The following is a 15,207-nucleotide window of genomic DNA, read 5'->3' on the forward strand; positions in this document are numbered from 1 at the left end:
CTGGCGACGTTCGCCTTGACGGACGCGGCCGAGCGCGAGCGCGTCATCGTGCCCACCCGGTGCCCACACAGCAGAAAGCGACCCCCTCCCCAGGGGTGGTGTTGGGGAGGGGGCCGTCTTGGCGCGGAGCACCGGTCAGAAGGCCGAAGAACCCGGCTCCGCTGGTCCTCAGTTGTTGCCGGCGCCGTTCCCGGCGAGGATCGCCAGGTCGTCCAGCAGGTGCGACAGCGGGTCGTCGCCGTCGATCTGCACCGAGTTCTCGGAGCAGTTCTGGCTGTTCTTGCTGGTGAGCACATCCTGGATGCCGATCGGGATGGCCAGCACGTTGACCACGTTCTGCACGTCGAGCTGCGTGATCGGGACGCAGATCTCGTTCAGCGAGCCGTTGATCAGGCCGATGTTCGGGCTCATGTAGCCGCCGGTGGTGATGTTGCCGGTCGCCTCACGGTTGCCATTGCCACTGATCGTGGTGGGGCCCTCGTCGTTGCTGATGGCCATGGCAGGGGCGGCAGCCATGCCCGCCACGCCGGCGGCGGTGGCCGCGACGGCGGCCGTGGCAAGCGTCTTCTTCAGCACTTGGCTTGTCCTTCCGAGTCTGGAGTGCCCTGTTCTTGGAGCGCACTGAACAACGCGTCGACCCGGTTTCGGTTGCCGCCGTTCACCCGATCTGCCCATTCCGGCGGTTCGCTCAGCGCCCCGTTGACGCCGGGGCGATTGTCGGCCTGGGTGCCGTGCCCATCCCCTGCCCGAGGTAGAAGCCGGGGTGCGGCGGTTGGTTGTAGGCCGTGTTCTGCCAGGCCAGTCCGGTGCGGTACATCCGGTCCTGGAGCAGCGTGGTGATCCGGTACGTGGTCTGGATCGGCGTGGAGTAGATCCGCAGCGCGTTGTTGTCGCTGGTGCGCCAGATGACCTCCTCCCGCCAGTCGCCCAGGATGTCGCCGGAGAGCACCGGGGTGGCCTTGGTGCCGTTGTTGGAGGCCACACCAGAGCCGGTCAGCAGCCGGGTGTCGCCGCCGGTGCCGTACTTGTCGATGCGGGTCTGGTCGAGCAGCTCGCGGGTCAGGTCGCCGTCCCACCAGGAGAGGAAGTTGATGCTGGACGGCTCGCGGCCCACCGAGCCGCCGGCGAGGTTGCGCAGGGTGGTGTCGGACGCGGACCAGAACTCGGCGCCGGCGTTGCCCGCGTAGATGTCGCCGGCCACCCCGCGGCCGTTGTCGGAGCCGGACCCGGTCTGCCAGTTGACGGTGCCGTTCGCGGGCTCGATGCGCAGCGAGGACGGCTGGCTGGTGGACTCCGAGACCTTGAAGTACTCGAGGCCCGGGTCGTTCAGGTCGAAGTCGCCCAGGTGCTGGGCGTCGCCGTGCCCGGTACGGGTGGTCCACAGGGCGTTGCCGTTGTCGTCGACGGCCATGGCGCCGTAGACGATCTCGTCGCGGCCGTCGCGGTCGACGTCGCCGACCGAGAGGCTGTGGCTGCCCTGGCCGTCGTAGCCGCGCCCGGTGTTGGTCGAGCTGTTGGTGTCGAAGGTCCAGCGGCGGGTGAGCTGCCCGTTGCGCCAGTCCCAGGCGGCGATCACGGTGCGGGTGTAGTAGCCGCGGGCCATGATGATGGACGGGCGGTCGCCGTCGAGGTAGGCGGTGCCGGCGAGGAAGCGGTCGACGCGGTTGCCGTAGTTGTCGCCCCAGGAGGAGACGGTGCCGCGGGCCGGCACGTAGTCGGTGGTGGCGAGCGCGGCGCCGGTGCGGCCCGAGAAGACCGTCAGGTACTCGGGCCCGGCGAGGACGTAGCCGGACGAGTTGCGGTGGTCGGCGCTCGAACTGCCGATCACCTGCCCGGTGCCGGAGACCGTGCCGTCGGCGGTCTTCATGACCACCTCGGCCGAGCCGTCGCCGTCGTAGTCGAACACCTGGAACTGGGTGTAGTGCGCGCCGGAGCGGATGTTACGACCCAGGTCGATGCGCCACAGCCGCTCCCCGGAGAGGGTGTAGGCGTCGATGATGGTGTTGCCGGTGTAGCCGGACTGGGAGTTGTCCTTGGCGTTGGTCGGCTGCCACTTGAGGACGATCTCCAGGTTGCCGTCACCGTTGAGGTCGCCGACGGAGCCGTCGTTGGCCTCGTACGTGTAGGCCACGCCGTCCGGCGTGGTCCCGCCGGCCGGCCGCTGGATCGGCACGTCGTGGTAGCCCGAGCGGAACTGGATGGCGTGCGGCGAGAACGCCTGCTCGGTGCCGTTGACGACGGCGCGGACCCGGTAGTCGGCGCTGTTGGGCGCGCCGGAGTGGAAGTAGTTGGTCGCGCCGGTGATGTTGGAGGCGACCAGGGTCTCGCCGCGGTACAGGTTGAACGCGACGTTGTCCGGGTCGGACGCCAGGAAGCGCCAGCTCACCAGGTTGCCGGAACCGGTGTAGACGCTGACCAGGCCGCGATCGAGGTTCTCCAGCTGGGCGAGCGGCCGCACGTCGTCCTCGGCGGCCGGCGCGGCGGTGGCGGCACCGCCGCCGAGCCCGGCGGCGACGACGGCGGCGACGGCCACGGCGCCGATCCAGCGTCGCAGCCGGCGTCGTTGCGCAGCAGACACGGTCTCTCCTCGGGGTTCGGGGATGGCGATCGAGCACTGCCAAGTCGCCGCGCGGCGCGAAAAGGTTGCCAGACCGGCCTGGCGGCCTGAGCGCCCCGAAGGTTCCGCACCGACGACGCACGGAGGCCGTTCACGCGCCTCGGCCTGGCCGGCCGGGCCGGCCTGGCGGCCTGCCGCCCCGAAGGGGGTGCGCCGGACGCGACGCCGGGCCGGAGGCCCGGTGGGGCCCCGGCGTGCCGGGGCCCCACCGGGCACGCAAGGACCGGCCGGCCGGGGCGCGCACCTTGACCTAGCGGACGGTGCGGCACCGGGCGCCCCCCCCCGCCGTGGCGGTCGGCTCGGCGATACGACTCGCCCCGGTGCGCCAGACCGCGTGCCCGGCCGTGCCGGACGGCCGATGGGCCGGTTCACCCGGCCCGACGGCGGCCGGCACGCCTGCCGCGCACGGCCCGCCCCGGGGGCGGGTGGACGCCGCACGGCACGGCGGAGCCCGGCCACGCCGGCTGGCCGATAAGCCGGTTCACCCGGCCGCACGGCCGCCCGCCCGGAGGGCGGCGGCACGCCTGCCGCGCGACGGCCCGCCCGAGGGCGGGTGGGTGGGCGCGGCACGGCGGAGCCGGTTCGCCGGCCTCACCCGCCCGGAGGGCGGGCGCGGCGCGGCGGCGGCCCCACGCCGCGGTCGGCTGGCGTTCCTTCGGGGCGCTCAGGCCGCCAGGCCGCGGGTCGCCACGGCGAAGATGCGGCGGAAGGGGAAGAGCGTGCCGTGGGCGGTGGGTGGGTAGGCCGCGCGGAGGGCGGTGCGGTACTCGGTGAGAAAGGCGTCGCGTGCCTCGGGGTCGTCGGCGAGGGCGGCGAGGACGGGGCGGAGGCCGGTGCCCCTGACCCAGTCGAGGACGGGGTCCTGGCCGTGGAGTACGTACAGGTAGGTCGTCTCCCAGGCGGCGACCTCGCAGCCGAGGGCGGCGAGCGTGGCGAAGTACCCCTCGGGCGGCTGTACGACGTCGGCGTGCCGGAGCACGCCGCCGAGGCGGCCGCGCCAGCGGGGGCCCTCGCAGAGGGAGCGCATCAGGACGTGGCTGGGGGCGGCGAAGTTGCCGGGGACCTGGAAGGCGAGGACGCCGCCGGGGCGGAGGGCGTCGATCCAGTGGCGGAAGCGGTCGACGTGTCCTGGGACCCACTGGAGGGCCGCGTTGGAGACGATCAGGTCGAACGTCTCGCCGGGCGTCGGGGGCCACTCGCGCAGGTCGGCGCGCGCGAAGTCGAGGTGGCCGCCGCCGGGTGTGGGGCCGGCGTGGCGGGCGGCCTCGGCGAGCATCGCGTCGGAGTTGTCGTAGCCGGTGATGTGCGCCGTGGGCCAGCGGTCGGCGAGGAGCCGGCTGGGGGCGCCGGGGCCGCAGCCGAGGTCGGCGATGCGGGGGGCGTCGGCCGTCGGCAGCGGCGGTACGCGCGCGAGCAGGTCGATCAGCGGTTGGAGGCGGTGGCCGGAGTACTTCTGGTACTGGCCGGGGTCCCAGTCGTGTGCCATGGGGTCATACTCCCCGGGCATTTATCTCTACGTCAAGAAGCTTGATGTCGTGAAGCTTCACGCCGTGAGACTTCATGTCGACAGAACAACTAGACTGATCGCATGGAGGACGAGGTTGATCGGCTGGTGGCCGCCTGGCGGCGCGAGCGTCCCGATCTCGACGTGGAGCCGTTGGAGGTGCTCAGCCGGGTCAGCAGGCTGGCGCGCCACCTGGACCGGGCCCGGCGGCTGGCCTTCGCCGAACACGATCTTGAGCCCTGGGAGTTCGACGTCCTCACCGCGCTGCGCCGGGCCGGCAGCCCCTACCAGCTCTCCCCTGGCCAGCTGCTCACCCAGACCCTGGTGACCTCAGGCACCATGACCAACCGCATCGACCGGCTCGCCAAGCGCGGCCTGGTGGAGCGGCAGCCCGACCCCAGTGACCGGCGCGGGGTGCTGGTGCGGCTGACCGAGTCGGGCAAGACCCACGCCGACCAGGCGCTGGCCGGGCTGCTCAGGCAGGAGCGCGCGCTGCTCGGCAGCCTGAGCGCGGCCGAGCGGCGGCAGCTCGCCGGGCTGCTGCGCGCGCTGACCGCGCCCTTCGACAACATTCCCGCCTGAGCGGTCTACCCCGCGGCGGCGACCTCCGCCGCCAGGCGGACGGCGATGGCCCTGGCCAGCAGGGTCGGGCGGCCGGCCGCCTCGGTGGCGGCCCGTCGCATGCGTTCCGTGTAGCCGATGCAGTCGAGCACCAGCCACCGGCTGCCGGCCGCGGCGAGCCGCTCGGCGGCCGTCGCGACCTCGGCCAGCGCCCGCTCCTCCGGCGCGTACGGGTCGGCCGCCGCCGCCCGCACCACGCCGCCCGGCAGGGCGTCCTGCCAGCGGCGGGTCACGTCGGCCGCCTGGTCCGGGTGCGGGCAGACCACGCCCACCGGGTCGGCGCCGACGATGGCCGCCGCCGCCCGCTGGACCAGCGGCTCGGCGTACAGCAGCGGGCGGGTGGCCCGCACCGCGGGGAAGTGCCCGGTGCACAGCAGCAGGGTGGCGGTCGCGCCGTCCCGTTCGGCGCGGGCGACGGCCCGTTCCATGCGCGGCAGCAGCGCGTCGTGGCCGAGCAGCACCGAGCCGCCGTCGCGCAGCCGGGAGACGAGCGGCGGTTCGCCCGGCGCGGGGCCCACCAGGCGGCGGGTCTCCGGGTCGTCGAAACGGTCGTCGTCGAGCGCGCCGTGCTCGACCATCCGCACGTCGCCGAGCAGCGGCTCGGCGTCCGGGCGCAGGTCGGCGCGCGGCGCCTGGCCGATGGTCACGAGGCCGAGGGTGGAGCTCACAGCGCCTTCGCCACCTGTCCGACGTCGTTGAGGGAGCTGCCGGCGACCAGTCCCGCGCCGACCAGCGAGAGGTCGTTCTCGGCGTCCTCGGCCGAGTGGCCGCCACGGGCGCGCCACCAGGCGTAGAGCTTGCGGACGGCCAGCGCGCCGAGCACCATCCAGCCGGCGTCGGGGGTGGCCACCAGCAGGCCGGTGGCGAGCATCACGCCGAGCTGCCGGGACGAGCCGCCGACCAGCTGGATCAGGGCACCCGGGATCGCCCACATCAGCAGGGCGCGCAGGGTGTCCGGGTCGAGGCCGGTCTCGATCGTGGCGACGTACACCTCGGAGACCGGGGGCACGCGGCCGTCCTCGAAGAAGGTCCGCCAGGCGATCACGACCACGCCGAGCGCGACCGCGAAGCCGACGAGCTGGGCGAGGTACTGCTGGCGGCGGCCGTCGAGCTCGAAGGGCTGCCACGGCACGGCGTCGCGGCGGAGCAGCCAGCCGGCCTTGAAGTCGTAGCCGATGTCGGCGAACGCCGGTCCGGTGGAGGCGGTGTAGCCGACGAGCAGGGCGAGCGGCACGGTGGGGATGTCCAGCGCCAGGCCGATGATCAGGAAGATCAGCGTGACGGCGAAGGCGGGGAACCAGCCGGAGTGCATGGCGGCCAAGCCCACGATCAGCTGGTGGACGAGCGCGGCCACGCCGGCCAGCGCGATCCAGCCGATCAGGGCGGGCGTCGACAGGTCGCCCGCGACGCCGCCGGCGAAGGCGACGAAGATCGCGCCGAGGACGAACAGGCCCATGCCCTCCAGCAGGCCGCGGCGCAGCCCGGTGGGGTCGACGGTGGGCGGCGGGGCGTCGTCGGCCGCCGGCGCGGACCCGGCGACGGCCTCGCGCTCCTTGGCGTCGCCGCGGCTGCGCATCAGCAGCACGGCCTGGATGAGGGCGACGAGGCCGGCGCCGATCATCACGCCGTGCGGCACGCGTTCCGCCGTCAGGTCGACGTCGAGCAGCTCCGGGGCGTACTGGGCCACCACCAGGCCCGAGCCGAAGGCGCCGAGCGCCCAGATGTTGCCGAGGAAGCCGACGCCCGCGGCGCTGGTGGGCAGCTTGAAGACCGCGCCGACCAGGCCGACGATCGCGCCCGCGCCGAGGATCGCGGCCCGTCGTCCGCCCTCGTCGCCGGCCTTGATGGTCTCGGCGGCCGCGACACCGGCCGGCCAGGAGCCGGTGGCGGGCAGCAGCCGGGAGTCGAAGACCCGGAACAGCACCCAGCTGTCGACGGCGAGGCCGATCAGGGCGCCGCCCAGCATCGGCCACACCAGGTCGGTGCGGCCGAGCGCGAAGGGCACCGCGATCGGGGTGAGGAGGGAGTTGGCGGCGGCGAAGGTGGCGCCCGAGATCGCCGACTGGACGAGGTTCTGGCGGTGCTGGGACCGCATCTTGACCAGGATGGCGACCGGGATGCGGCCGACCATCATGGCGACCAGCGCGCCGATCACGGCGGTGTTCGGGGAGATGCCGAGCGACGTGATCAGGACGATGCCGATCAGGGCGCCGAGCACCGACATCAGGACGGTCAGGACCAGCGTGACGGGCTCGAAGGCACGGGGGTGCCGCGCGGCGCCGTCGGCCTGGGCCGACGAGGGGACGGCCGGCGGCTGCGGGGAGGCGGTGGCGGAGCTCATCTCATTCCGGGCCTTACTTGGGTTCCGTGGGCTTGGACGCCGCCTGGAGCTGGGTCATCGGGCCGTAGAGCTCGACGAGCCGGCCGAGTTCGGCGGGGTCGTGGAAGCGGGCGGCGCCGGTGCCGAACGCCTTGGCGGTCTCGATCGCGAACCGGGCGGCGGCCGCGATGTCGGTCTCGTGGCTGGCGCCGGTGGCGCAGCCGGCCACGGCCGTCTCGGCGGTGATGGCCAGGCCGACCACGGGGGCGGCGGTGGCGGTGGCGGGCTGCAGGATCGAGTTGATGTGGTGCACCCCGTTGCCGTAGGGGGTGATGTCCTGGGTGGTGACGGGCAGCACCCGGGCCGGCTGTCCGGTGACCGTCTCCAGCACCGACAGCAGGTCCTCGCTGACCCGCAGGATCCAGCCGGCGCAGATGGTCGGCGAGAGGGCGACGCCGCGGTGGTTGAGCAGCCGGTTGCCCTTGGTGGTGTCGATGGACACGATGGCGTCCATCTCGGGCGAGACCTCCTCGCGGTTGCAGGTCTCCATGTCGACCGGCGAGTCCATGAACGGCACCGGGTCGTGCGGCTGGGTGGGGGCCCAGCCCGTGACGTGGGTGGAGACCAGCACGTCGCCGTCGAGGACGTCGCCGCGCGCGTGCATGTCGAGCAGCTTGGCGGCGGCGGAGAGCGCGGCGACCGCGCCGTCCGCGTCGGAGACCAGGCCGATGCGCTCGGGGCGGGCGCCGGCGCCGCCGAGCCGGCCGAGGACGCCGAGCGTGGGCGCGTCGCCGCCGGCGGCACGGCCGCGGCGGCCGGGGACGGTCACGTGCACGAAGTCGGTGCTGCCCTTGTCGCCCGTGACGGTGCTGACCTCGATCCGGGGCGCGGGCCCCGTCTCGGCGCCGGAGGCGGAGGTGGAGGCCGCGTCGTACACCGCGCGGAGGTGGTCGGCCAACAGGTGGCCGCTGGTCTCCGGGCGGTCGAGCAGCTCGATGACTTCGATCACGTGTTTGAGCATGCTTCGCAGAATCCGCCCGTCGTGGCGGTATGCGCAACTATTTCTCTGAATAAGAGACGCTTTACACTTCCGCCATGCCTGAACACCCACCGGTAACGCCGCCGGCCGTCCAGCCACCCGACGCGCCGCCGCCGCTCCAGACCGCCGACCGCGTCCTCAACGTGCTGCTCGCCTTCGACCGCGAGCACGCGGAGTGGGGCGTCACCGAGATCGCCGCCGAGTTCGGCCTCGACAAGTCGGTCGCGCAGCGGCTGCTCGCCGCCCTCGCCTACCGCGGCTTCCTCGTCTCCGACCAGCGCTCCCGCCGCTACCGCCTGGGGCCCGCCGTCTGGCACCTGGCCCGCGCCTGGGAGCGGGACGGCGGCCTGGCCAGCCTGGTCACGCCGACGCTGCGCGCCACGGCCGAGACGGTCGGCGTCGGCACCCTGTTCGCCGTGCCGGACGGCGTGCACATGCGCTGCGTGGCGGCCGCCGAGGGCCCGGCGGGGCCGCTGCGCTACTACGCGCTGGCCGGCGAGCTCTACCCGGCGCACGCCGGCGCCACCTCCCGTGCCTACTTCGGCATGCTGCCCGCCCAGGACCGGGCCGCGCTGCTCTACGGCCGCCCGATGGCGCGCTTCAGCGACCGCACGCTCACCGACCCGGCCCGCCTGGAGGAGCGGTTCGCCGAGGTCAGGCGCACCGGCTACGCCTACTCGGACGGCGAGTACGATGCCGAGACCGCCGCGCTGGCCGCCCCCGTGCTGGTGGGCCGGCGACCGGTGGGCACCCTGTCCCTGGTCGGCCCCCTGGACGTGCTCCCGGTCCGCAGGGACGAGCTCGTCGCGCCGCTGCTGGCCGCCGCCGAGCGGCTCGGCCGGGTGCTGACCCCGGTCCGGCCCCGCGTCCCCTCCGCCCGCGCCAACCGTTGACCCACCCGAGGATCCCCATGCGTCTGCTGCTGCTCTCCAACTCCACCGCCCCGGGCCGCCGCTACCTGGAGCACGCCACCGACGAGATAGCCGCGCTGCTCGACGGCGCCCGCAGCCTGCTGTTCGTGCCGTACGCGCTCGCCGACCACGCCGGCTACACCGCGCGGGTGGCCGCCGCGCTCGCCCCGCTGGGCGTCACCGTGACCGGCGCGCACGCCGTCCCCGACCAGGCGGCGGCCGTCCGCGAGGCCGAGGCGGTGTTCGTCGGAGGCGGCAACAGCTTCCGGCTGCTCAAGGCCCTGCACGAGCGCGGCCTGGCCCCGGCCATCCGCGAGCGGGTGACAGCCGGCGACCTGCCGTACCTGGGGTCGAGCGCCGGCACCAACATGGCCTGCCCGACGCTGCGCACCACCAACGACATGCCGATCGTCCAGCCGCCGACGTTCGACGCGCTCGGCCTGGTGCCGTTCCAGATCAACCCGCACTACCTGGACGCCAAGCCGGACACGGCCCACATGGGCGAGAGCCGGGCCGAGCGCCTCGAACAGTTCCTGGAGGAGAACGACGTGCCGGTTGTCGGCCTGCGCGAGGGCACCTGGCTGCGACGCGAGGGCGACCGCCTGACGCTCGGCGGCATCGCCGCCGGAGCGCTGCTGTTCCGGCGCGGCGGCCAGGCACCGGAGGAGTTCGCCCCGGGCGCGGACCTGAGCCAGCTCCTGGCGGAGCGCCACCGCTTCGACACGCCGGCCGCGGCGCAGGGCTGAGCCCCGGCCCGGGTGGCGCGCGGCGCGCGTCACGGTGCGCTGCGCGCGGCGAACACCGGGCCAGGCGGCCGGCGGAACCGCCGGCCCGCCGCCCGGGCCCGGGCCCGGGCCCGGGCCCGGGCCCGGGCGGTCAGGCCGTCGTCGACTTGCCCGCCCCGTTGGCGCCCAGCAGCGACCAGCGCTCGCCGGGCATGACGGTCAGGTCGACGTCCGCCAGGATGGCGCGCCCGTCCCGGACGACGGTGGCTCCCACCACCCGCGTCACCGGCTCGTTCACCGCCGCACCACCGCCGCCTTCTCCGCCGCGTGTGGCCCCGCGCCCGGCTCCGGCAGCGTACGGGCCAGCAGCCAGGACACGACGGGCAGCACGACCAACGGCAGCAGCGCGGTGCGCAGCGACGTCGCGTCGGCGGCCGCGCCGATCAGCGGGGTGGCGACGCCGCCGACGGTGACCGTCAGGCCGAGCGTGACGCCGCTCGCGGTGCCGATCCGGTTCGGCAGGTAGTCCTGCGCCAGGGTCACCTGGAGCGAGAACGGCACGTAGAGCGCGGCCGAGGTGGCCGCCACGAAGCCGTAGACCGCGGGCCCGGGCACCAGCACCACGCCCGCGACGGCGAGCACGGTGGCCGCGTACGACCAGGCCACCACCCGCACCCGGCCCCAGCGGGCGGCGAGCCGGCCGCCGAGCACCGTGCCGACGCCGCCGCCCAGGTAGAGCACGAACAGCGCCACCGCGGCCGCCGTCTCGCCGCCGCCGACGCGCTCGGCGACGTACAGGCCGACGAACGAGCTGAGCCCGACGAAGACGATCGAGCGGCAGACGACGGCCAGCGTCAGCCGCAGGAACGCGGCCCGGTCGTCGACGCCGGCCGGCGCCGCGGCCCGCTCGGCGGCCCCGCCCGGCGCCCGCAGCAGCCGGAGCGCCGCCACGCACAGCAGGGCGCCGACGAGCGCCGGCAGCGCGAGCAGCGGCGTGGCGCCGAGACCGCCGACGGCCACCACAGGGGCGACCAGCAGCGGGGCGGCGGCGAAGCCGACGTTGCCGCCGAGCGCGAACCAGCTCATCGCGGTGTGGCTGCCCTCGCTCGCCAGCCGCGCCACCCGCGCGGACTCCGGGTGGTAGGCGGCGGCGCCGATCCCGGAGACCGCGACGGCCGCCAGCGTGAGGGCGTAGGAGTCGCCGACCCCGGCGAGCCCGAGCCCCGCGCCGGCCACCAGCGTGCTCGCCGGCAGCAGCCACGGCAGCGGCCACCGGTCGGTGACCGCCCCGAACAGCGGCTGCACCACGGACGAGAGCAGCGAGGCGGCGAGCACGATGCCGGACGCCGCCGCGTACCCGTAGCCGCGCTCGGCGACCAGGAAGGGCACGAGGGCCGGCACCGCGCCCTGGTAGAAGTCCACGCAGGCGTGCCCGAGCGACAGCCGCGTGAGGGGACTCTTCTTCCGCGTTCCGGTTCTCACCCGGCGATCGTCCCCGCCCGAGCGACTGTCGCGCTTCCGATAAGGTGCCGGACGATGTCGATTTCCCGCCAGACCCGCCAGACCCGCCAGATCCGCCAGATCCGCCACGAGCCGGTGGCCCGCACCGACACCCTGTCGCTGGCCCCGGGCGCGAGCATCGACGCCCACCGGCACGACGACCATCAGATCCTCTACGCGGGCCGCGGCACGCTGGCCATCACCACCGACGCCGGCACCTGGGTGGCGCCCGGCACCCGCGCGATCTGGGTCCCGGCCGGCACCATCCACGAGCACCGCGCGCACGGCCATCTCGACCTGCACACCGTCGGCCTGCCGGCCACCGACAACCCGCTCGGCCTCGACGAGCCCACCGTGCTCAGCGTCAGCCCGCTGCTGCGGGAGCTGCTGCTCGCCTACACCCGCCCGCCGTTGGCCGACACCCCCGAGCGGCGCCGGCTCCGCGCCGTCCTCCTCGACCAGCTCCGGTCCTCGCCGCAACGCCCGGTCCACCTGCCGACGCCACGCGACCCCCGCCTGGTCGCCGTCTGCGCGCTGCTCGCCGAGGACCCGGCCGACGGCCGGAGCCTGGCCGCCCTCGGCGCCGCCGTCGGCGCGGGCGAACGCACCCTCTCCCGTCTCTTCCGCGCCGAGCTCGGCCTGACGTTCCCCCAGTGGCGCACCCAACTGCGCCTCTACCACGCGCTGTTGCTGCTCTCCTCGGACCTGCCGGTGACGACGGTGGCGCACCGCTGCGGCTGGTCGTCCCCGAGCGCCTTCATCGACGCCTTCCGCCGCGCCTTCGGCCACACGCCTGGCGCGCACCGGACGTTGGGTCAGGGGTTCGAGCGCGCCACGCATACCGGAGTATGCTGACCCCATGGCAGCCACCACGCGGATCACCGTCACCCTCCCCGCCGACCAGGTGACCGAGCTCAGGAAGCTCACGGACAACGTCTCCGGCTATGTCGCGGAGGCCGTGTCCCGCCAGATCCGTCACCAGCTCCTCGGCGAGGATCTGCGGCGCCACCAGGAGGAGCACGGCGCGTTCAGCGCCGAGGAGCTGGCCGAGGCCCGCGAGCGGATCTTCGGCTTCGACGGCGCCGGCACGGGGTCGGAAGCCGCGTGAACCACGTCGAGACCGTGGTCCTCGACTCCCAGGGCCTCTCCACGTGGATCGTCCAGGACCGCAAGACACTCGCGCTGCTTCAGGTGTTCCACGACATGGGCGCCGACCTGGTGATCAGCGCCAACACCATCGTCGAGGTAAGCCACGGGCGGATGAACGTGCCGCGGCTGCGGTGGGCGCTTTCGCGCCTCAGGATCGAGCCGGTGACCGCCGAGTCCGCGCGGTCCGCCGCCGAACTCCTGAAGGCGGCGGGACTGCACGGCCACCGGTACGCGATCGACGCCACCGTCGCCGAAGCCGCGCTGCGCCAGCCCGGACCGGTCGCCCTGCTGACCTCGGACCTCGACGACATGCGGGCCCTCTGCGGCGACCGGGTCCGGCTCATCGCCGTCTGACCGTCCCGGAAGCACTCCGGTGCGGCTCAGCGCTCCTCCTCGTCGCGCAGCCCCGCCAGCGCCTCGGACAACGAGGCGGGACCGGCGGCGCGGTCGGGGAGCGGCTGCCAGCCGCCGAGGCCGCGTGCCCGCCCGGCGTTCTCCGGATCGACCGTGCCCGTCCGGACGAGCTTTTCCATGACGCGCCGCTCAGTGCCGGCGGCGCGCGCGTCGGTTTCCCTCATGGGTGCTCCATCACCACCACCGCCGCCGTGCCCGGCTCCAGCGCCTCGTAGACGTGCGGCGCGTCGCCGGGGAAGGCCAGGTAGTCGCCGGGGGCGAGCTCGACCGGGTCCGCGGCGGGGCCGACGCGGGCGCGGCCGGCCGCCAGGATCACGTGTTCGACGGTGCCCGGCTGGTGCGGCTGGGACAGCTTGGCCTCGCCGGGCTCGGTCGTGACGCGGTAGAGGTCACGGCGCGCGCCCGGCGGGCAGGACGCCAGCAGCGCGGCCGCGTAGTCGCCCTGCTCGGAGCGCGTCACCGGGCCCTCACCGGCCCGCACGAGCCGCACCGGCGGGCGCGGCGGGTCGACGAACGCGCTGAACGGTACGCCCAGCGCGACGCCGATCGCCCACAGCGTCTCCACGCTCGGGTTGCCGCCGCCCGCCTCCAGCTGCGACAGCGTGGACTTGGCCACCCCGGCGCGGGCCGCGAGCGCGCTCAGCGAGAGGCCGGCCCGCTCCCGCTCGCGGCGGATCGACTCGGCGATCCGGGTTCCGAGATTCGACTCCTCACCCAACCGTTCGCTCCTGACTCTCTTTCGTTCGGTTTGACGAACGCCCGTTCCGTCGCCCACCATACCGGACGTCTGTTCGTCAGAACGAACGAAGGGGACCGCAGCCATCATGAACCACCACCTAGGGATACTCGGCCACAGCGCGGAGGGCGCCGCGCTCTGCTTCCGTGCCTTCTGCCAGGAGGGCTTCCGCGCGCTCGGCCCGCACGACCACCCCGACGTGACGCTGGACCTCGTCTCGATGGCCCGCGCCATGCCGGCCTGGGACGCCGGCGACCACGACGCGGTACGCGCGATCCTCGCGACCAGCGCCGAGCGACTCGCCGCCGCCGGCGCTAGCTTCTTCGTCTGCCCGGACAACACCGCCCACCTGGCCCTTCAGCGGCCTGGTCCAGAACTGGCGCTCCCGGGTCTGAACCTGCCGGACGTCGTCGCCGCCCGCGCGGCGCGCGACGGCCGGCGGCGCGTGGGCGTGCTCGGCACCCGCTTCACGACGGGCTCCACGCTCTACGCCGAGGCGTTCGGCCGGCACGGCATCGCGGCCGAGGTGCCGGACCCGGCGGACCGGGAGACGATCGACCGGATCATCTTCGACGAGTTGGTGAACGGCGTCTTCACCGACGACTCCCGCGCCGCCTACGTTCGCGTCATCGAACGGCTGGCGGCGCGCGGCTGCGACGCGGTCGCCCTGGTCTGCACCGAGATCCCGCTGCTGGTCGGCCAGGACGACTCGCCGCTGCCGACGCTCGACTCCACGCGGCTCGGAGCCGAGGCGGCGTTCGCGGTCTCCACCGGCCGGGTGCCGTTCCCCACCTGGCGCGGCGGCCCGCTCCCGCACTAGCCGAGCGCGCAGGTCGCGAGGTCCTGGAGCGCGGCCGGGGCCGTGGCACCCTCCCGCTCGATCGCGATCCTGATCCGGTCCAACGCCGCCACCCGCTTGTCCTCCAACGGACCCAGGATCGCGTTGTCCACGAAGTCCGGACCACCCTCGCCCGCCGAACTCACCAGCCGCGCGTTCGCCTCCGCCAGCTGCGTCTCCAACAACGCCAGGTTCTCGTCCACCTCCACCCGCGCCGCCGCCGGCACCGCCGCCACGGTCACCTCAGGGCAGACGATGCTCCCCGCCTCGGCGGCGGTCCCTTCCTCCTCGGGCGCGGCCGGCTCCTCGGGGGCGGCCTCCACCGGCTCGCCGGATCCCGAGAGTTGGCAGGCGGCCAGCACGTCGAGGTTGCCCGGCACCGTCTCGCCCTGCCGCTCGAACGCGGTCCTGATCCGGGCCAGCGTCGCCGCGCGCTTGTCCTCCAGCGGACCGAGGATCGCGTTGTCCACGAAGTTCGCGCCGCCCTCGCCGGCCGAGTCCGCGAGCCGCGCGTTCGCCTCCTCGATCTGGCTCACCAGCAGCGCCAGGTTCCGGTCCACCTCGGCCTGCGCCGCCGCCGGTGTGTTGGTGACGAGGACCTGCGGGCAGACGACGCGCTGCCCGGCGGTGGCCGACTCCTCCCCCGCCATGGCCGCGGTCACCCCGACCGCGCCCGCCACCACCGAACCACCGACCAGGCCGGCGATCAGGACGCGCCGACGGTTGAACGAAGGACGGCCACGGGACATCGGGTCACCTCACTGGGGATGCGATGAAGATGTGCGGTTCTGGTGGTTCCACCACAACCGTGCGCGCCCCCGGCGCCGTCGCCT

At 74.4% G+C, this 15,207-nt stretch carries 18 protein-coding genes; 7 read left to right on the plus strand and 11 right to left on the minus strand.

The window, feature by feature from the left end; translation table 11 throughout:
- Positions 1-168: 168 nt before the first annotated feature.
- The 3 genes from ACFWI8_RS21015 to ACFWI8_RS21025 all read right to left on the minus strand — a co-directional run bounded on the left by ACFWI8_RS21015 (position 169) and on the right by ACFWI8_RS21025 (position 4,103).
- Positions 169-576 (minus strand): rodlin, encoded by a 408-nt coding sequence (locus ACFWI8_RS21015; RefSeq protein ID WP_387093680.1) that lies wholly within the window; start codon positions 574-576, stop codon positions 169-171.
- Positions 577-688: 112 nt separating this feature from the next.
- Complete coding sequence (locus ACFWI8_RS21020) at positions 689-2,578, minus strand: rhamnogalacturonan lyase (RefSeq protein WP_387093683.1); 1,890 nt, start codon at positions 2,576-2,578, stop codon at positions 689-691.
- Positions 2,579-3,281: 703 nt separating this feature from the next.
- Positions 3,282-4,103, minus strand: coding sequence for a trans-aconitate 2-methyltransferase (locus ACFWI8_RS21025; protein ID WP_387093685.1), 822 nt, complete (start codon positions 4,101-4,103; stop codon positions 3,282-3,284).
- A 102-nt stretch (positions 4,104-4,205) separates the two neighbouring features.
- Between ACFWI8_RS21025 and ACFWI8_RS21030 the strand changes: the two genes are divergently transcribed.
- Positions 4,206-4,703 carry a MarR family winged helix-turn-helix transcriptional regulator gene (locus tag ACFWI8_RS21030; protein ID WP_387093686.1) on the plus strand — a complete coding sequence of 166 codons (498 nt, stop codon included), beginning with the start codon at positions 4,206-4,208 and terminating at the stop codon, positions 4,701-4,703.
- Positions 4,704-4,708: 5 nt separating this feature from the next.
- Here ACFWI8_RS21030 and ACFWI8_RS21035 read toward each other — a convergent pair whose 3' ends face one another.
- The 3 genes from ACFWI8_RS21035 to ACFWI8_RS21045 are packed head-to-tail and all read right to left on the minus strand — an operon-like array spanning position 4,709 to position 8,083.
- Positions 4,709-5,410, minus strand: coding sequence for an AroM family protein (locus ACFWI8_RS21035; protein ID WP_387093688.1), 702 nt, complete (start codon positions 5,408-5,410; stop codon positions 4,709-4,711).
- On the minus strand, positions 5,407-7,083 hold the full coding sequence (locus tag ACFWI8_RS21040) for an OPT family oligopeptide transporter (protein WP_387093690.1): 1,677 nt from the start codon (positions 7,081-7,083) through the stop codon (positions 5,407-5,409). The genes ACFWI8_RS21035 and ACFWI8_RS21040 overlap by 4 nt, the downstream gene beginning before the upstream one ends.
- A gap of 13 nt (positions 7,084-7,096) precedes the next feature.
- The gene (locus ACFWI8_RS21045; RefSeq protein ID WP_387093693.1) at positions 7,097-8,083 is read right to left on the minus strand and encodes a DUF1177 domain-containing protein; all 987 of its coding nucleotides are present in this window, start codon (positions 8,081-8,083) and stop codon (positions 7,097-7,099) included.
- A gap of 74 nt (positions 8,084-8,157) precedes the next feature.
- Here ACFWI8_RS21045 and ACFWI8_RS21050 point away from each other — a divergent pair, with 74 nt between their 5' ends.
- A complete protein-coding gene (locus tag ACFWI8_RS21050) occupies positions 8,158-8,994 on the plus strand; it encodes an IclR family transcriptional regulator (RefSeq protein ID WP_387093696.1) in 837 nt (278 codons plus the stop codon).
- A 17-nt stretch (positions 8,995-9,011) separates the two neighbouring features.
- On the plus strand, positions 9,012-9,758 hold the full coding sequence (gene pepE / locus ACFWI8_RS21055; protein WP_387093699.1) for a dipeptidase PepE: 747 nt from the start codon (positions 9,012-9,014) through the stop codon (positions 9,756-9,758).
- Positions 9,759-9,888: 130 nt separating this feature from the next.
- Here the strand turns inward: pepE and ACFWI8_RS21060 are convergent, their stop codons facing one another.
- Together ACFWI8_RS21060 and ACFWI8_RS21065 are read right to left on the minus strand one after the other, a co-directional pair.
- The gene (locus ACFWI8_RS21060; RefSeq protein ID WP_387093702.1) at positions 9,889-10,035 is read right to left on the minus strand and encodes an ATP-binding cassette domain-containing protein; all 147 of its coding nucleotides are present in this window, start codon (positions 10,033-10,035) and stop codon (positions 9,889-9,891) included.
- Entirely contained in the window at positions 10,032-11,219 is a 1,188-nt protein-coding gene (locus ACFWI8_RS21065) for an MFS transporter (protein WP_387093704.1), read from the minus strand. Before ACFWI8_RS21065 ends, ACFWI8_RS21060 begins: the two co-directional genes overlap by 4 nt.
- Positions 11,220-11,273: 54 nt before the next feature.
- On the opposite strand from ACFWI8_RS21065, the gene ACFWI8_RS21070 reads away from it, so the two are divergent.
- The 3 genes from ACFWI8_RS21070 to ACFWI8_RS21080 are packed head-to-tail and all read left to right on the plus strand — an operon-like array spanning position 11,274 to position 12,740.
- Positions 11,274-12,092: an AraC family transcriptional regulator gene (locus ACFWI8_RS21070; RefSeq protein ID WP_387093706.1), complete on the plus strand. Its 819-nt coding sequence runs from the start codon at positions 11,274-11,276 to the stop codon at positions 12,090-12,092.
- Positions 12,093-12,096: 4 nt separating this feature from the next.
- The gene (locus tag ACFWI8_RS21075) at positions 12,097-12,345 is read left to right on the plus strand and encodes a hypothetical protein (protein WP_387093708.1); all 249 of its coding nucleotides are present in this window, start codon (positions 12,097-12,099) and stop codon (positions 12,343-12,345) included.
- On the plus strand, positions 12,342-12,740 hold the full coding sequence (locus tag ACFWI8_RS21080; protein WP_387093710.1) for a PIN domain-containing protein: 399 nt from the start codon (positions 12,342-12,344) through the stop codon (positions 12,738-12,740). The genes ACFWI8_RS21075 and ACFWI8_RS21080 overlap by 4 nt, the downstream gene beginning before the upstream one ends.
- Before the next feature lie 26 nt (positions 12,741-12,766).
- Here the strand turns inward: ACFWI8_RS21080 and ACFWI8_RS21085 are convergent, their stop codons facing one another.
- Together ACFWI8_RS21085 and ACFWI8_RS21090 are read right to left on the minus strand one after the other, a co-directional pair.
- Positions 12,767-12,964: a hypothetical protein gene (locus tag ACFWI8_RS21085; RefSeq protein WP_387093713.1), complete on the minus strand. Its 198-nt coding sequence runs from the start codon at positions 12,962-12,964 to the stop codon at positions 12,767-12,769.
- Positions 12,961-13,518, minus strand: coding sequence for an XRE family transcriptional regulator (locus ACFWI8_RS21090; protein WP_311604472.1), 558 nt, complete (start codon positions 13,516-13,518; stop codon positions 12,961-12,963). The genes ACFWI8_RS21085 and ACFWI8_RS21090 overlap by 4 nt, the downstream gene beginning before the upstream one ends.
- A gap of 106 nt (positions 13,519-13,624) precedes the next feature.
- Between ACFWI8_RS21090 and ACFWI8_RS21095 the strand changes: the two genes are divergently transcribed.
- Positions 13,625-14,356: an aspartate/glutamate racemase family protein gene (locus tag ACFWI8_RS21095; RefSeq protein WP_387093716.1), complete on the plus strand. Its 732-nt coding sequence runs from the start codon at positions 13,625-13,627 to the stop codon at positions 14,354-14,356.
- Here ACFWI8_RS21095 and ACFWI8_RS21100 read toward each other — a convergent pair.
- Positions 14,353-15,123, minus strand: a complete 771-nt coding sequence (locus tag ACFWI8_RS21100) for a hypothetical protein (protein WP_387093719.1) — start codon at positions 15,121-15,123, stop codon at positions 14,353-14,355. The two genes, ACFWI8_RS21095 and ACFWI8_RS21100, sit on opposite strands and share 4 nt — an antisense overlap.
- Between the last annotated feature and the right edge of the window lie 84 nt (positions 15,124-15,207).

The sequence above is a fragment of the Streptomyces sp. NPDC127098 genome, from assembly GCF_042722465.1.
GTDB classification, from domain to species: Bacteria; Actinomycetota; Actinomycetes; order Streptomycetales; family Streptomycetaceae; genus Streptomyces; species Streptomyces millisiae.

Excerpts from the sequence above, each read along its gene's own strand:
- pepE (WP_387093699.1), top strand. The coding sequence starts at position 9,012 with ATGCGTCTGCTGCTGCTCTCCAACTCCACCGCCCCGGGCCGCCGCTAC.
- ACFWI8_RS21085 (WP_387093713.1), bottom strand. The coding sequence starts at position 12,964 with ATGAGGGAAACCGACGCGCGCGCCGCCGGCACTGAGCGGCGCGTCATG.
- ACFWI8_RS21075 (WP_387093708.1), top strand. The coding sequence starts at position 12,097 with ATGGCAGCCACCACGCGGATCACCGTCACCCTCCCCGCCGACCAGGTG.
- ACFWI8_RS21100 (WP_387093719.1), bottom strand. The coding sequence starts at position 15,123 with ATGTCCCGTGGCCGTCCTTCGTTCAACCGTCGGCGCGTCCTGATCGCC.
- ACFWI8_RS21095 (WP_387093716.1), top strand. The coding sequence starts at position 13,625 with ATGAACCACCACCTAGGGATACTCGGCCACAGCGCGGAGGGCGCCGCG.
- ACFWI8_RS21050 (WP_387093696.1), top strand. The coding sequence starts at position 8,158 with ATGCCTGAACACCCACCGGTAACGCCGCCGGCCGTCCAGCCACCCGAC.
- ACFWI8_RS21070 (WP_387093706.1), top strand. The coding sequence starts at position 11,274 with ATGTCGATTTCCCGCCAGACCCGCCAGACCCGCCAGATCCGCCAGATC.
- ACFWI8_RS21030 (WP_387093686.1), top strand. The coding sequence starts at position 4,206 with ATGGAGGACGAGGTTGATCGGCTGGTGGCCGCCTGGCGGCGCGAGCGT.
- ACFWI8_RS21025 (WP_387093685.1), bottom strand. The coding sequence starts at position 4,103 with ATGGCACACGACTGGGACCCCGGCCAGTACCAGAAGTACTCCGGCCAC.
- ACFWI8_RS21040 (WP_387093690.1), bottom strand. The coding sequence starts at position 7,083 with ATGAGCTCCGCCACCGCCTCCCCGCAGCCGCCGGCCGTCCCCTCGTCG.
- ACFWI8_RS21045 (WP_387093693.1), bottom strand. The coding sequence starts at position 8,083 with ATGCTCAAACACGTGATCGAAGTCATCGAGCTGCTCGACCGCCCGGAG.